This is a genomic window from Nocardia sp. NPDC051900, assembly GCF_044452545.1.
Lineage (GTDB): Bacteria > Actinomycetota > Actinomycetes > Mycobacteriales > Mycobacteriaceae > Nocardia > Nocardia sichangensis.
In genome coordinates, this window is record NZ_JBITBU010000044.1 from 1 (window position 1) to 16,004 (window position 16,004).

Below are 16,004 nucleotides of genomic sequence, written 5' to 3' on the forward strand. Positions count from 1 at the left end.
GAACTCTTCGGGATACGGCTTCGGCATGGGGGACATCCTTCCAGCGAGGAGCAATCCTCACAGGTCAGGAGTCAACCAAACCGAGGGCAGTCCCGTCGGCCCATTTCCAGTCCGCCAGTTCCACTCGCTGCGCGCATGACGGGCACGGCACGGTGACGTCGTCCTCACCTGCGTCCCAGACGAAAACGCCCTCATCGACGAACATCTTCCAGACCTCGTGGATGGGTTGATAGGAGTCGTCGACCAACGCGGTTGTGGCATCGCAGCGTGGGCAGATGACCGCTGTCGGCATACCTTGCCCGCCATCGAACACGGAGCGTTCAGTGACGACCTCCAGGCCATTGATTGCGAGGTCGTGGAAAGAGGAACTCCACCCCGTCGAATCGACCACCGTCTCAGCGGCCGGGCCGGGACGGTGACCGGATTCGGCGCTCAGCACGCAGTCATCACGCTCGGCCAGCACCACCCCGGCGCTGATCAACCAGTCGAGTATGTCCGCAGCCACCGCCTTCGCGTTCTGCGGCGACACGTCCTTGTCAACGACCGTCTGAAACCAGTCACCCATGATGTCCCTCTGGCAGTAAGTCAGCATCCCCTGGTCAAGAGAGGAAGGATGCCGATATTACGGTCACGCGCACCCCCCTCCCCGAGGATGGGAAGGTCAGTTCCTGGTCAACTCTCCACTCACAAACCTCACCATCGACTACCAGCCAATACCCCACCGAACCGGCCAGCGAACGACGCACTAACCGCAACCGGATTGACCAGCAGGCCGCGATCGGCCACTATCACCACACGGCCGCAACCGAAGGCCACCCGGTCCCATCCACATGGCAAACCAGTGGTCCCATCACCCTGGCAGGCGACATGAGCGTCTCCGGTTCACAAGCAACCCAAGCGCTGGCTTCGCTGCTGCGGGATCCTGCCCGATGGGCGCTGGCGCCGGCCAGGGCAAGTGAAGTAGCCAAGCACGTACTGCGCTTCTGGGACGAGCACGTCGCCGTGTTCGTCATCGACGCGACCGACCAGCTCATCGCGCGCAGTAAGGTATTCGTCGAGATCGCTACCGCTATGTGGGCCAAAAGCTCTGATGAAAAGACGCTCGAGGCATGGCTGGACGAAGCGCTGATCTACACCGACTCCGACGGCGCGATCGGCCTCGCCGCCGACCTGGACAACCGTACCGTCACTGCACTGCTTGATCTCGGCGATCGCAACAGGCCGCACATCTCCCTGCTCGTCGCAGAGCTGGCCGATCGTGGCATTGTGACGCTGGAGCCGGAGGAGCAAGGACGCACGCTAGCGCAGCTCGCCACAGGGATCGCCGCCATCAGCGAAGGCAACCCTCCAGTCGTGCGTGCTCGCCGAACTCCCCCAGAGCCCCGCGAGCCCGCAGCCAATTCAGCTGACGCAGACCCCTGGCCTTTCGTCGAAGCAGCGTGCCAGCTCGTCCTCTCCTCAGATGCACGAGCCCAGCGAGCAGAACTGATTGCCCATGCTGAGCTCGATGAACGTGCCGCATTGATCGCTGCAGCACTATGTGTTCTCACCGATACCAACACCGACAAGCAACGGCTCGACCCGGCGGCGGTTCAGACCGTCATGGCCGCGCTCAATATCGCCATGCCAACCCGGCCAGACGCGGTGGCGACACGCCGTCGCCGGTTCACGATCGTTTCCCGTGAACCTCTGGCACCGGGACTGGACCGCGTCGCCCTCGCTGCGGCACGCCGCCTCGACGAATTGCCAGAGCACGCCGGCAAACGAGCCGCCCTCATCGCCCACTACAGTGCAGCAGAAATAGCGACTCGAATTGCCACCTTTCTCGAACATGCAGGCGTCGACACTGAAATCGGCGAAAGCTTCTCGGGAATCAGAGAAACGGCAAGGTACTGGCTCGATACCCACCGAAGGAATCGGACTGCGCTGCTAGACGATTTGAGCGCGTTCGCGCCTCCCCCGACGCAACCACTACCCGTCGACGGGTTGTGGTCCTTGGCCGACCTCGGGTCTTTCCTCAAAGTGACCCACTATGACGACCGCAGTGACAGTTCGGCTGGACAGACCGGCTCCGCCGCCATACGGCGCGACGCGCTGGCTGCTATCGCCGACGCCTACGGTCTCGACAAAACCGCGATCGCGCAGCAAGCGCGATATATCCGGGCAGTCGGCGCAGCGGAGGGCGAGCGCGCAGAAATGGCCGAATGGTTCGTAGCTGCAACCGACGCACTCGATGAGCCTTCACTCTCCGATGATCTGAATGCGGTTTTGACCTCCGATCAGTTGCTCCTATTACTTTCACGGCTGGACTCGGGACCCGACTGGATTTCTTGGGCCTCAGCAAATGTTCTCGCTAATGTCAGTAACCCTCCGTGGAACAGCGAAGACATTTTCGAGAAAGGCATGTCGAATCGGCCACGTAATAGGGCGATCTTACTCTACCTCGTGGCGATCGTTACTGCCGCAGAGAAAGGTCAAGAACTACTGGCTCGGGCGGCCGCAGCCGAATCTGCTGATTATCGGATCGCCGCACGTATTGCGGCACAAGCTGAAGGCATGGATCCTGATAGCTCGATAACGGATGCGCTGCGCCGCGACCCTGACTTGTCGGTCCGTCCACCTGAGACTCGACACGACACAGCGTCGGCGACGCACTGGTCATGTGCCAGCTGTCGAACGACAAATGATTTGGATGCCGAAGACTGCGCAAGCTGTGCAAGTGGTTCACGCCCAGACAAGTGAAAGGAACACCGCACTTAACTGATTCATTCGATTAGCGACTGCTCGCCATCTTCGAAGATCTGACCGGGCGCGGGCTGCCGATAACGGCACCCTCTTTGGGTGCAAGTGGATCGAGTCGACCAGCTCACGCCTATGCGGTTCCCTGCTCCGCGACTATGTGGTGATCGAAACAGCAGCGTGCACGTCAGCTGTCGAGACCGACGGCCGCACGACGCACTGAGTGTCGTGTGTCCGCCCGCAACCTGTCGAGGACCTCGGCCAGGACGGCACGCCCATCTGTATCGGCACCAGATCCGGGGTGTGCATTGTCGGTCGCGTTGCGCAGTTGTTGTGCCAAAACCAGTCTGACCGAGGAAGCGTCGTCTCGCGCGAGGGCACGCAGGGTGGATGCCCATCGAGTCGGCGCAGCCGCAGCGACTACTGCGGCGAGTTCACGCATCGTTGACAGTGGATGCCCAGCAAGGATGGCCGCGTCAAGGTCGCCGACGCCGGTCGCCCCGAGCCAGGACAGGACGTGCGCGGCGCGCCTGACCGTGCCGGTGTCAGGGCTGCCGAGCAGGTCAATAGCGTGGTGACGCAGCCAATCACGGTGGTCATCGGTAGTGGAGCTGTTGAACGCCAGCCGCATGCCGTCGGCGCGCAATGAAGTTGGCCCGAGGTCGACGCGCAACGCGCTCAGCGGATGTGGATTGCTGGTTTCCGCATCCAGGAAGCTGCCATCCTGTTCCCCGGTCACATAGGTGCGACTTCGCAGGTGCACTTCGGTTTTGAGGCGGTCGTCTTGGTCGATGACCAGGTTGGCGGCGGCCTTGAGTGCGTCCTGCCGATTGCTGGCGGATGCTCGGCGATCTTCTGCGATGGCCATCACCTTGTACAGGCAGGCTTGCTGGTCGGCCAGTTCGAGGAAGCTGACAAGATAGGAGTCCGACACCAGCCGAGTACCGTGTTCGATCGAATAGCCTTCCGGCTCCGGTCTTTTCAGAAGCCTGTCGCGTGCGCGCGTTGCGCGCTCGGTGACCGAATCGTCTGCCTCGCCGAGTGATGCGATCGCTAGCCCTGCGTCATAGCGGCCTGCGGCGGCCATCGTTCTCAGCCGCTTCCGCAGAATGCTCCGCTGCCGGCCGGTCAGCACGGTGGCTGAGGGTGAATCAGGCGACGCCTGATTTGCAGCGGGAGTGGCAAGAGCGTCGATCACCCGTGGTTGGTGCAGCACATCAAGCGCGGCATCGGTGCCGGCCTCGGCGAGATCGAAGACGCGTTTGAGCGCGTGCCACGCCATTTCAGGATGATGCACCAGTATCGAGATGCATGCCCGAACATGTTCGCTGTCGTGGTAGCGATAGTGGTTCGCGGAGCGGGGAACGTCATCGGCGAGTATGTCGAGCAATCCCTTTGCGTCGACCGCATCACCCCGGCCTGCAAGAACGCAAAGTGTTTTGGTGGCTTGGACGGTCAGGCTGTCGCCGGGGTCGTCGGTGAGTTCTCCGTTGCGTCCGCGTCCGACTAGCTCCAGCAGTGCCTTGACCAGCAGGACGACTGTGTCATCGTCGAGCAAGTCCTGCTGTGCCGAGATCTGTACCAGTGCTGCCTTCTGCTGCCACCAGGGCCCGGACCCGACAGGCGAGACCATTGGCAGCAGCCGGTCGCCGGCTGTGTCGATCAGGGCGCGGAGCTTCTCGATGGCCCCGGCACGCTGGTAGCAGCAGGCGGCGCGGGCCAGTTCGGTGTTGTCCGCGTACAGGTCGCCGAGCAGTTCGGTGGCGGTGTTCTCATCGACCCAATCACCGACGACGATGCTGTCGGCCAGCCAGCGGCGGGCGGCGACGATTGCCTCCCGCGGATTGTTGGCGAGAGCGGCACGACGTGCGTCGGCTTCCGGGTCGCGAACTCGCCGGATCAGCCGGCCGCTGGAGGCTGTCGGAAGCGCTTGCGCCAGGGAATGGTAATCGTCACCGCCCACTGTCCACGGCCCATACCGAGCCTTGACCGCCTGGATGGCATACAGCCATCCGCCGGCATCGTCGGTGTGTCCGCCGTGAATAGCGCTGGCGACGGCTTGGCGCCAATGCTCGATAGCCTCCTCGGCGGAGCCATCGAGGGCTTCGCGGCGGGCGTGCGCGGCAAGGATCAGTGCGGCCGACTTTTCCGGTAGTCGCCGCTGCCGCGCCGCGGTCAGCAAAGTCCTGCGCTCGTCGGTGTTGTAGTAGCCGCGCACCAGACGTAGGCGCAGCGACGCCTCCCGCCCCTGATCGGACGGAGATGCCTGTGCGAGCTGCTCTATCGCGGCGGTGATGAGATCGTCCAGCTCGTCCAGGCTAGTGGCGGCCACATCCGTGCCGGAGTCAGTGGATTCAGCCCAGTCGGTAACTATCGCTCGGGACGGAGCGAGAATCGCTTCCGCGTGAGTCATTTCGGCCAGCAACAGCACCAGCAGCGGCTGATAGTCGGGCGGAGCTGAATCGGCGAGCGCTCGGCGGAGCGCGGTGCGCAGCTTGCTGGTGGCCGGTAAGGGGTGAACCGTTGCGTCGACAGCGGCCTCGATCAGCTCACCGTGGCGGCGGACGCCGATCAAGGTTTCCTGATCCATTCGGCGGGCCCGGTTGGCTCGCGCGCTCTCGTCGATCAACGCTTCGAGCGCGGACATACCGCTCTGCGGATCGAGCTTGGCAAGTCGCCTGCTCAACGCCTGTGCCTGACGGCTATCGGCCTCGTACAGAGCAACCGCAGCGAGTTCGGCGATAAGAGCGGCGACAGCCAGATGATCGTCGGTCTCGTCGAGAGCGTCGAGCTGCTTGCGCTGAACGACGTGCGAGTGTCCGCGGAACCCTTCTGCAGCCAGAGTGTCGGCGATGCGCTGGTAGGCAGCGGCTGCCGCGGCAGGATCGGCTCCTCGCAGCACGTCCGCGGCGGCAAGGTCATCTTCCAGGCCGTCCATTCGAATTGGCCCGACCAGGATCTGGTCGGCGAGCCGGACCAAGTTCACCGGCGGAGCGGCGACTCCGGGCAGCGGCGCACCCGTGCAGAACGTGTCGGCTGTCTCCCGTGTCCAGAACCGGCCGACGATCTCGGGGTGACTGCGTAGTTCGTCGTTGATCTGCTCGGCGCCCCACAACTCGATCGTCAGATCATTGTGCACATCTTGCAGCGTTGCCAGCTCGTCCTCCAGCTGCGTTGTAGCCGCCGAAGTGCTCACCGCGACAATCAGATGCCGGGCACCGAACGGCCTCTTACCGCTGGTGAACGTCCTCACCGCAGCACGCAGATTGGTGACGGTGAAGCGCCGGTAGTCCTTGCACTGAACCACCGTGTAGTCCCCGGTGTCGGGATGACGTCCCGCGAGATCGATTCCGTGCTGCTTCTGCCCGCCGACTCCGTAGCGGCGGAACCGCATTTGATCAAGACCGATGATCCCCTGCGCAACCGATACCAACAGCTGCTCGAACCGGTCCCACCCGATGTCCAGACGCAGTTCTCGACCGGCTCCGACATCCCCTGATACACCGGTGGAAGGAGGTCGCGCAAGAATCGAGTCAGCGGAAATCCGCTGCCATGCCGCGCCAGCAGTGCGACGCGCGCTCATACCGCATCACCCCAGCAGCGGGAACCGTGGCAGATCACCGAACTCCCCTACGTTCAATCATGAACGGAATCCTTCTGCTCATTCGCGCGCGATGTACGACCGACCACAGACCGGAACTGGGCAATCCGAGAGCAACAGTCGCAGACCGTAAACGTGCCGGGCCGCCTGAAGTTCCCGACTGGCACGTCTCCATAGCTGCCGTCGTCTATCCCGTCGGTCGCTGGCGAGTTCGACTGTTTCTCGTTTTCGTGAACGCCGGTTTGGAGCCTCGTCTCCAGGCCAGCGTTCGTCGGTTCTTCCGGGAGGCGGCCTTGCCCATTGTCATCCCTACCTCGCCGCTGCCCCGTCCTGCACAGTGTATCGGCGCTGTGCAGGACCGGTGATTTCCATAGGCTCGACAATGCCACCATGCACCCGCCGCAGGTCCACTCGGTCCTCGACCGGATTCGTACCGATGCGGAACTCGGGACTGATCTGGCGGCTGATCGCCCGGTGGATGGCGGTGAACCTCGACCAGCCCACGCGCCTCGCGCGAACGCGGGCGGGAGTCGCCCGCACCGCGCCGGCGTCTGGTTCACCCCCCCACCGTCGGTGGGCTCGAATTCCGCTTCGTCGCCTGCCCCACCGCAGCGCTCATCTTCGTCTGCGACCTGCGACACCACCGTCTCGCCGACACCGTGCAAGTCAGCGAACACAGCACCGGCCGCGCCACCCGACTGCCCAACGAGGGTCTGTTTCTCGAACCCTGGCACCCGGGGTATGACCACATCGATGAAAGTCGTTCAGGTGTCTCCCACTGCTCGTGCGTCGCCGGTTCGGGACAGGAGGCGGCGGGTGATGTGTCGGTCCGAACCAGGGAGCAACCGCACGATATCCCCGGGCTGGACACCGGCCGACACGACGGAGGCGTCCTCAAATCGCACTGTCGGGCTGTGCGTGAGGAATTGGTCATCGAATTCGATGGTGCGGCCGTCGTAATCGATTGTGATCGGCCTGACGACCATCATTGCGAATTCATCATCCCCATTGTGGTTTGCGACAGCTTCAGGGTCGGTGACGTGCATGTCGACGCCTTCCCAGTCGTCGACGAGGTCCTCTCCGCGAAACAGTGCAGCGGCGTCGATGATCCGGTTGTACTGCGCGGAGTTGACCCGTCGAGGCATGCTCAGCGGCGTCGAGGTTCGGGTTTGCAGTTCGATCAGAGCCTCGGCCAACTTCGCCCACGTGCGGCTCTTTTCGACAAGTGCCTGATCTGCCCCAACATCCCACGGTGCCGCAAGTGGCGGACCGCCTGCCGTTGCCAGGACGAGTGCGGAAGAGCCGTCGAACAACGATTCCATCGCGCGAAGTACAGGCGCGACAAGGCGTGGTGGAGTCCCGCCGACCTCACGGGGAGTGATTCCGACTTCGGAGGTACCGGCGGCAGGGTCGAAGAGGAACTCCACCTCGATTGCTCCAGCGCGATCCCTACCGATCACTCGGATGCCTTCACCATGTAAGCCGTGGGTCTGCTGGACGTTCACGAGCTCGATGCAATGCCGTGACGGTTCGATCCGCAGTTCGAGGTCCAAGCCGGACGCACCACCCACTGCCACAGGTGCACCGATGTGGAGCAGTACCTCACCGACCGGCGGCGTGACGCCGGACGGCCCCTCGGAGCGCGTGACGCGAGCGGGCAATGCAATCTCAGGCGCAACACCGAATGTGATGAACCGACGCAGCGCATCGTGCTCACGAGACCCGGGGCGGACCGAGAAGGTCACCGACGTCGTAGGTGGTGGCCGCAAATCCATCAATGCCTGGCTGCGCGGGTACACCCGCACCACCCAGATGAAGGAATCGCCGAACTCGCTGGCGATCACCGCGCAGGCTCCACCAGCGCCTTCCATGAGATCAAAGTCCGGGGCATCCGGAGGTCCTAATCGTCCCGGACGAACTTCTGAGCTGTAGCGGTAGAAAGGATCGATCTCGTCCAGCGCCATGGCCAACGCGCGCTGTCGTTCACCGATCGCCGACAACAAGTCCTGACCTATCGCGTTTGGCAGAGCCATCCCTGCAGTAAGAGCTTGAGACACCAGCTCCTCGGTACGCCGTCGCCCATCGCCGAAGTAGTAGTCGACGAGCTGACTGCAATCGGCGGCCAACGTGTCGAGGTTGGTCCGGCCCATCCAATGCGTCTCCTCCAGCCCAGCACCCGCCGTCAACGCCTGCAACCACTCCCAGCGTTCGTTGGTGGGATCCCAGGGCATCACCAACGTCCAGGAGCGGACCGGAAGCCGGGGCAGTGTCTGACTGACGAACGCTCGCCAGGAATCCTCGATACTCGCGCGTTGCCTACTGTCCGGCGCTCGGGTGTACCGCTTCACCTGATAGACATCAAAACGATTGTCCGGAGCTGGGATTCGGATGTCGATGCCACGATCCCCCCGAGACGGGGTAATGAGATTGCCGCGCGGATACTTCAACAGCAATAGTGCCGCAACGAACTCCTCGACCGTCTCGCCAGGTAGGCGCTCCCAGTTCACCGGGGTCATAGGTCGAGCAAACCACATGCCACCGACATCTATACCGCCTCGAGCAGCGTACGCCGGACGCGGCAGAGCCACCGCGTAGTAGCGTCGGGCGCCGAACGGATCAGGGAAGCCGCACATCAGTGCGCGGGCACGCGGCTGGTCAGAAAGAAGCCCTTCGTCAGGTCAGGACGGGACTGCCTGGGACTCATGACGTCGACTCGCTGAATATTTGCGGACTAGTCAAAGTCATTCCAACTCGGTGACCTTGAACCATTGACAGGAGTGCCGATGTGTAGCAATGCTGAAATGGTGTCAGGGCAGAATGATCCGAGTTCAATCAGCTGTAGGAGCAACTACAGCATCGGTATTCGGCCGTCCATATACTCCCCGGATCATGCCCTCGGTTCTTGCGGTGTTCGTGCCGATGCAGCAACGATCACCCACTCGACCCAACCGCGTTGCAGTACAGAGCATTTCGTAGATGTTCGTAGTTGCGCATTCGTGCCCAGGGAGGTCTCCGGCGACCGCCCGGACACGGAGAACGTGTATGGTGAAGCCATGTACACGAAAAGTGTGCATATTTGCCGCAGTTTCGGTGTCCGAGTCCCCCTCCGGACACGTAAAAACGCGCATTCAGTGCGTTTATGCACTGAATGCGCGTTTTTTGTTGCTTCGGGTGGGCCTTTTCGCACCTGTTCGGTGCGTTCCTTCCCTGATCCAGGGCGTAGGTGCCCTATTCGTGTGGTTGAAGTCGAGTCCGGACACGTGTGGGCAATCAGGAAGCTGTTGTCGGCATCCAGCCTGCTCGGGGATGGGGCGGATCGGGGTTTGTATCGGTTGACCAGGCTGTCGGGGGCCTGGATCCTGGAAGGAACGCTGCCTGTCGGAGGCGGCGCTGTGGGGGATTCATCCGATGATCTCGGCCAACGAGGAGAGCTGTGAACTGGCCAGTCGATTCTGGAATGTTCGGTGGCGCGAGCCCGAAGCGCTCCGATCCCGTCGCTGCCCATCAGCCTGTGTTCCGCCCGTTCCGCAAGCCGGGACCACCCGCTGTGCCCGAGCACGCCCGGGCGATGTACTGCTCGGTCACCACCATCGGCGGCAACGGGCGGTTATCGGACAGCTCGCCACTGAAAAAGCTTGGCTGGGAACCAAATCAGGCCCTTGCGATCGAGACGACCGATGAGGTGATCGTCGTGACCGAGTGCCGCGACGGCCCCTACGCGGTGACATCCCAACATCATCTGCACCTGCCCGCCGAGGTCCGCCGCTCGTTCCGCATCCAGGCCGGGGACCGGCTACTGGCTGTCGCCGCACCTGAGCAACGGCTCCTGGCGCTGTATCCGCCCACCAGCCTGCATCTCATGCTGCACCGTCAACACCCACATCTGTGGACTCGAAAACCATGAGCTGGAATTCCCCTGACCCACGCAACTTCCATTACCACCTGCACGCTCACCGCCCCGGCGACAGCTCGCCGCTCGGGGGGACCGAACCGACGGCGGAGGACAGCATAAACACCGACGAGCTACCTGAATCCCTACGACAAACCATCGAGAGACTGGAACTGATCGTGCACCGCGGCGGGCACAGCCGGTGGCCCATGCCGACGGTGCGCGAGTACATCGCGCGGATATCCGCAATAGTGCCCGACGGCACCCGCAACACCTACAGCGGCTACTGGAGAGTGGTGGAACAGGCATGGGGCGACCGGCGCCTCAACGAGCCCACGACCGCAGAGATCACCGACCTGGTGAAGCAGCACCAAAGCCGCGCTGCTCCCAGAATCAACGCAACCCAGGCCCGTGGTGCCGGCGGACTGATCGACGCCCTGCGCTGCCTCTACCGCTACGCCGAGTACGACGGCCTGATCGACCCCTCGGACAACTCCGCCCGCAAAGTCGCCAGGCCACCGCAAACGCGCCGATCCAAACTTCCGCTGAGCATCGAGCAACTCCACGAACTCGCCGACGTCGCGGAAACAACAGGAAACGACCGCGAACTCGACGGACTCATCGTGCGCCTGCACATGGAAACAGCCTGTCACCGCCGCAGCCCACTACACCTGCACATCCACGACATCATCCGAGAAGACTGCACCCTTCGCCTCCGCGAGGAATCAGGCGACCTGCGCTGGCAACCCATCTCCCCCACCCTCCTGCAGCATCTGCTCGAACACATCGACGCCCGGGGCGGCTCCCGCACCACAACCCAGGTCCTGCGCGACCACACAGGCCAGCCAGTGACCGACCGCCGCTACGACAACCTCCACAGCCGATTCCGCAAGCATCTTCGCTGGGCTGCCGAACAACACGTCACCGTCACCCGAATTCGATACACCACACTGAACTACGTGGAACGACAGTTCGGCAAAGCAGTCTCCCGCGCCTACGGCGGCTCCCACCGCCACACCGGCAGAAACACTCTCTTCCCCTACAACCGCCCCGGCATCTACGACGTCGCCCGAGCGCTGCAATCCCTCACCGGAGAAGAACAGCCCCTCGCACACGGCCCATTTCCTGGGCTCTCCGAGCGATAACAGCGACACGCAAGCTCCGAGATAGCTTGGAACTACGGCTCCTACTCGTACGAGGAAGGCCGGGACTGCGACCAGCACAGCACAGCACCCAGATCATGGGATCGGTGCCGAGATTCCCGATACGTCGACGCCGAGGGACTGTGGATCTAACGGCTCATCTCTGTGTCAAGCCTGCGAATAGCAGAGAGGTACCGTTAATCCACAGTCCCGAGCGGAACTGACCAGCGGGGGCCAGATTCTCTGGACCGATCAATGGGGTCCCGTCAATAGGTCTTCGCCGGTCTGCCCCTTCTCCATTTTTGGGTCCAGCGCGTCGAAACCCTTCTCGTTGAAGTCGTAAATCACCTGCCGCACATAGTATCCGACACCTGCAGCAGCTTCGCGATCAAGCCACCGACTGATGCTGCGCCGATGCCACCACCACAGCCCGCCGCATCCGCACCGGCTGCCTGCCCCGCCGCGCGAGTTGGGCCAGCTTGCCGCCCTCCTGCGGGGTCACCGCTCCGACGAACACATCCGGCTTTCGAGCCACCGGCATCACCTCCACCGGCAGCATCACCGCTCACCCGTCGATGATCAACCCGCCACCCCGGTCACGGTCACGGCATCAACCTTCCTTGACGCGGCCCTAGGACGCATTCTCGGTGGACAGGCGATCCAGGAGTTGCTGCACCGCAACGTGCTGGATTTGAAGTCGAGCTGATTGAGCTTGCCATTCCGGCCGTGTTTGCCGCAATGCTCTGTTGATCGCTTTGCTCGCCAGTTTCAGTGACGTATGGAGGTACGACCATCCTCCCGCAAGTTGCAGGATTCGGTCGATTGCCTGTTCGGCGTCCGAGAATCGGCCGAGATGAAGGTGCGCAATGGCGTCGAAGTGGTCGTACATGACCTGCTCGTCGGCAGATGGCTCCGAACCCCGCATCTGTTGTACGAGTTCGAGAACCGCTGCGAACTCGCTGCGGATGACAAGTTCTTGAAGTCTCGCAATCTGCGCTGCTTCGGGAACCGCCGAAACACGCTGACGGGAAGCGATTTCGCCGAACTTGTCAATGAGGGCCTGCTTGCTCTCGATATGTGACCGGCCGATGGACTGCGCGGCTTGGATAGCCAGCCGGACCACCAGATCACCGCGTTCCGGCCCGCCCACCGCATCGAACTTGATCAACTCCGCTAGCGCCCGGTCGGCCCACATCGCGCAGCGCTGTTGGCTCAGGCTGCCCAGCACGGTGTCAGCGAGTGCCGCGCACGCCGCCGTAGTGGCAAGGTGCTGAGCACCACGACTCAAGGTCAGATCGCTGACCTCGTCGAGCGCGAGCTCGATCTCGCTCACACTCTTGTCGTAGTGACCGCGGGATGCATGCGTGGTTGCGATCTCGTATTGGAGAAACAACCTCGCGCATCGAAACACATAGACCCTCCCGGGGTCGGCAGTGCTGGGCAGCGGAACCGTCGAAACAAGATCCAAAATCCACCGTGCGTGCACCATAAGCTGTTCCAAGGCGAAGAACTGACCTTTGGAGCGGAGTGCCCCGATCCATCCCATCGTGCAAGTCATCAGGAGTGCAAGCAGCTCCACCACGTACTCGTCCGGCGCGCTTTGTCGGTGGATCTCGCGGAGGATCTCGTGAACGAGTGGGTGGATATTGATGGTGTCGCTGGCTGGATTGGCGACCGCAGAGGGGTCCACGTAGTGGCGTCGCTGGGCGATCGATTGAGTCCGGAGATTGGTGATCACCCCGTTGCGGCGTCCTTGATCGGCGATTTCCGGTGTGGGGGGATCCAGCAGGTTGATCGTGGTCGTCTCGGACACGGTCTGCAGGAGTAGGTTCACCGGGATGAGCTCAGGTGCCATGAAAGCGGCGTGGTAGATCAGCGCCCGTGTCTCATTCCTGCGCTCGGGGCTCGAGTCGACCCCCAATTGCGCGACAGCGAATCGGATGGCCGCGAACGCGGTCTTGTCGTACCCCTCGGGCACTGCCGTTGCTTCGGACAGCGCGTCGAGTCGTGCGAAATATTGTCCCGACAGCTGGGAGACGTCCTCATCCGCATTACGGAAGTACGACGCCGCCATCGCGATCGCCAAAGGCACCCGGCCGAGCCGCTCGACGATCTCGATGATCGCGGGCCTGTGAGTATCTGACTCGAGCTGAGCGAATGCCTCGAAGCACGCGACCGCTTCCTCTTGCGTAAATGCGCTGATCTGCAGTTGCGTTGCTGCGCTCCACCATCCAGTGCTGTTGGTGGAGGTGACGATGACGAACCCGCATCCGCTCGACGGGAGATACGGCTCTATTTCCTGCCGTGTGCCAGCGCCGTCGAAGACTAGGACGAACGGACCACCGAGGCGGGCCATCTCGGATCGAAACGCTGCCGCGAGATCTTCGATCGCTTCCACGTCGACTCCCAGGGCGACGAGGATGGTCTTCGCCTTGGCTTCGATCAATCCCTGTGTGCGGCAGTCGATCCAGCAGACGTGCTCGTAGAAGTGCCGATTCAGGTGACAGAAATCGGCGGCGATCGTGCTCTTACCGAACCCTGTCACACCGGTCAGCACGGCAGCGCGCGGATACCGCGACGCGACGCTGTCGGTAAACAAGGCGGTCAGCTCCATCAGTTCCGCTGTCCGCGCCACCGGGGACACAAGGCGTGGAACCTCAAGCAACGGCACACCCCAGTCGAAGCGACGCAGCGCATGCGCAATTCGTGCATCTGGGGTACACACCAGATCGACGATGTCAGCGGCGCTGATCCGGCGTGCGGCCAGGTCCGCAGCCGAATCGAACACAGCATCCATCAGCAGTGCAGCAAGCAACCCCGCAGTACTCTCGCCTTGACCGAGCGCACGGTCGCGTCGGATCCCACGGATCAACGCCAGAATCGATTCCTTGATTGCCGCGGTGCCGCGATCATCCCGCATGACCATCCTGCGCGGCGACGGCTCCTGTGTGAGTTCCGCAGCCGTGACAGGATAGACCAGTCTGCCCTCCGCCGACCTCGACGCTGTGCCGCAGGCACCGACGAGTTTCGGCGCTAGCGGCCTGTTCGTCAGGACAGCTGCCTCCTCTCCCTCACTACCCATTCTGGTGAAGATCTTGTGAACCTCGGCATATCCGAGCGTGTTCGACTCGGACGGCACCACCGACGATTTGACCTGCACATGGCGTTCGACTCGTCCGTCTCGCTCGATCGCAAAGTCGATGACGTCATCGTCGTTGCCGACACCGATGTCGTGTCGTGTCGGCTCTACGATCAGAACGACGGCACCCAAATCACCCGAGTACTCGGTCACGGTGCGAAGGAACTCTTCGACCGTGACGAGATATTGGAATCGGAATCCAAACGCGGCGACTGCGCCACCGTCACTCGTCACTCTTCCTCCGTCACCTCGGATTTCCGTACCTTCGATTACGCACCGACTTACCTGTGTGGTGCAGCAGTGCCTTTGCCCCCCCGCCCGTCGCCTACAGGCACCAGGACGTTACGCCCACCACGCCTCGGCCGCGACCCAGAACTGCACCATCAACATAGCCCGCTCCGTTTCGGGAGCGGGCTATTGACGTTGCGGAGGCTTTCAGTACTATCCATCGGTGCGGGGCCGAATCGCGATTGTGTCCGTCAGCTCTCCCGGTACCGCGCGAGAACCTGCTTTACGGCATCCGTGACAGGCGGTTCGTCGGCCAGACTGGTCCAGGTGTATGCGTCGTGTTCGGTCAGCTGCACAGGCTCAGCATGACCGACCTCGACGGTGAAGTTGAACTGTCGGCTTTTCTTACCGCTGCCGGACTGGTAGTCGAATTCGCCGAGGTAGTTCGTGATGGCGGTGACGTCGAGGCCGGTCTCTTCCTTGACTTCCCGGATCAGGGCTTGGTCGATGGCTTCGCCCGGATCGACCTTCCCACTCGGAAGTTCCCAGATTCCACCCATGAAATCTTCGGCGGGGCGTTCCAGCAGAAGGACTTTGCCGCCGTGCTGGACAACGGCGCCGACGACGAGTTGTTGCACCTCGTCCCGGTCGGCTTCCAGTGTCAACTTCTCCAGCAGTGTTGTCTCGATCATCGAGCCCTATCCTTTCAGGTCGGCGTGGTGGGTGATCACTTTGTAGAGCGCTTCGATGTAGCGGTCGACGAGCGGCAGGTCCTCGTCTCGGTGCCAAACGGGGAGCTTGAGAATGGTGTGGTGCAGCGCTTCGGCGCGCGGGTAGTCGCCGGGGGCGTAGGCCAGCTTGCCAGTGAAGGCCGGGAACAGCGGCCCTGGCTCTTGGAAGAGCGGCAGGTGATTGAGGGGGCAGGTTGATCCTGGCTGGTCGAACTCGCGGCAGCCCTCGGCCTGCAAGGCGGCGTGGAAGCGCTCGACCGGCACGTCATCGAAGAATTCACTGTCGTAGCGAATCGTGAGTCCGTACCAGGCTGGTCGGGTGTGTGGTTCGTGCCAGGTGATGGTCAGGCCCGGTTCTCGCCTGAGTTCGTCGTGGATGTGCTCGGCGATGCGCTGACGCCCTGCGAGGTAGTCATCCAGATGTGAAAGTTGTTCCAGTGTGAGGTTCCCCCGCATTGTTGGAGGGCGGGGTTATCAGGTTCCAGCCGGAACCGGGTGATGGTAACTGGCTTCGAACTCGGCGGGTGATCGCCAG

10 protein-coding genes are annotated in these 16,004 nt (G+C 62.6%); 3 read left to right on the plus strand and 7 right to left on the minus strand.

What is annotated here, in order from left to right:
- Positions 1-64: 64 nt before the first annotated feature.
- Complete coding sequence (locus ACIA5H_RS36690) at positions 65-565, minus strand: hypothetical protein (protein ID WP_397080861.1); 501 nt, start codon at positions 563-565, stop codon at positions 65-67.
- 302 nt (positions 566-867) lie between these two features.
- Between ACIA5H_RS36690 and ACIA5H_RS36695 the strand changes: the two genes are divergently transcribed.
- Positions 868-2,742, plus strand: a complete 1,875-nt coding sequence (locus ACIA5H_RS36695; protein WP_397080863.1) for a hypothetical protein — start codon at positions 868-870, stop codon at positions 2,740-2,742.
- Positions 2,743-2,926: 184 nt separating this feature from the next.
- On the opposite strand, the gene ACIA5H_RS36700 is transcribed toward ACIA5H_RS36695, so the two are convergent.
- Positions 2,927-6,322: a hypothetical protein gene (locus tag ACIA5H_RS36700; RefSeq protein ID WP_397080865.1), complete on the minus strand. Its 3,396-nt coding sequence runs from the start codon at positions 6,320-6,322 to the stop codon at positions 2,927-2,929.
- A 782-nt stretch (positions 6,323-7,104) separates the two neighbouring features.
- Positions 7,105-8,847: a hypothetical protein gene (locus ACIA5H_RS36705; RefSeq protein WP_397080867.1), complete on the minus strand. Its 1,743-nt coding sequence runs from the start codon at positions 8,845-8,847 to the stop codon at positions 7,105-7,107.
- Positions 8,848-9,773: 926 nt separating this feature from the next.
- Between ACIA5H_RS36705 and ACIA5H_RS36710 the strand changes: the two genes are divergently transcribed.
- Together ACIA5H_RS36710 and ACIA5H_RS36715 are read left to right on the plus strand one after the other, a co-directional pair.
- Positions 9,774-10,244, plus strand: a complete 471-nt coding sequence (locus tag ACIA5H_RS36710; protein ID WP_397080869.1) for a hypothetical protein — start codon at positions 9,774-9,776, stop codon at positions 10,242-10,244.
- Positions 10,241-11,374, plus strand: coding sequence for a site-specific integrase (locus tag ACIA5H_RS36715; RefSeq protein WP_397080871.1), 1,134 nt, complete (start codon positions 10,241-10,243; stop codon positions 11,372-11,374). Before ACIA5H_RS36710 ends, ACIA5H_RS36715 begins: the two co-directional genes overlap by 4 nt.
- A 385-nt stretch (positions 11,375-11,759) precedes the next feature.
- Here ACIA5H_RS36715 and ACIA5H_RS36720 read toward each other — a convergent pair whose 3' ends face one another.
- The 4 genes from ACIA5H_RS36720 to ACIA5H_RS36735 form a co-directional block, all read right to left on the minus strand.
- Entirely contained in the window at positions 11,760-11,906 is a 147-nt protein-coding gene (locus tag ACIA5H_RS36720) for a hypothetical protein (RefSeq protein WP_397080873.1), read from the minus strand.
- 96 nt (positions 11,907-12,002) lie between these two features.
- Positions 12,003-14,744 (minus strand): ATP-binding protein, encoded by a 2,742-nt coding sequence (locus ACIA5H_RS36725; protein ID WP_397080875.1) that lies wholly within the window; start codon positions 14,742-14,744, stop codon positions 12,003-12,005.
- Between the two features lie 245 nt (positions 14,745-14,989).
- On the minus strand, positions 14,990-15,430 hold the full coding sequence (locus ACIA5H_RS36730; protein ID WP_397080877.1) for an NUDIX hydrolase: 441 nt from the start codon (positions 15,428-15,430) through the stop codon (positions 14,990-14,992).
- A gap of 6 nt (positions 15,431-15,436) precedes the next feature.
- Entirely contained in the window at positions 15,437-15,925 is a 489-nt protein-coding gene (locus ACIA5H_RS36735) for a DegT/DnrJ/EryC1/StrS family aminotransferase (RefSeq protein ID WP_397080879.1), read from the minus strand.
- Positions 15,926-16,004: the final 79 nt, after the last annotated feature.

What these genes read in the sequence shown, in the direction of transcription:
- ACIA5H_RS36730 (WP_397080877.1), bottom strand. Translation starts at nt 15,430, where the DNA reads ATGATCGAGACAACACTGCTGGAGAAGTTGACACTGGAAGCCGACCGG.
- ACIA5H_RS36735 (WP_397080879.1), bottom strand. Translation starts at nt 15,925, where the DNA reads ATGCGGGGGAACCTCACACTGGAACAACTTTCACATCTGGATGACTAC.
- ACIA5H_RS36695 (WP_397080863.1), top strand. Translation starts at nt 868, where the DNA reads ATGAGCGTCTCCGGTTCACAAGCAACCCAAGCGCTGGCTTCGCTGCTG.
- ACIA5H_RS36690 (WP_397080861.1), bottom strand. Translation starts at nt 565, where the DNA reads ATGGGTGACTGGTTTCAGACGGTCGTTGACAAGGACGTGTCGCCGCAG.
- ACIA5H_RS36700 (WP_397080865.1), bottom strand. Translation starts at nt 6,322, where the DNA reads ATGAGCGCGCGTCGCACTGCTGGCGCGGCATGGCAGCGGATTTCCGCT.
- ACIA5H_RS36715 (WP_397080871.1), top strand. Translation starts at nt 10,241, where the DNA reads ATGAGCTGGAATTCCCCTGACCCACGCAACTTCCATTACCACCTGCAC.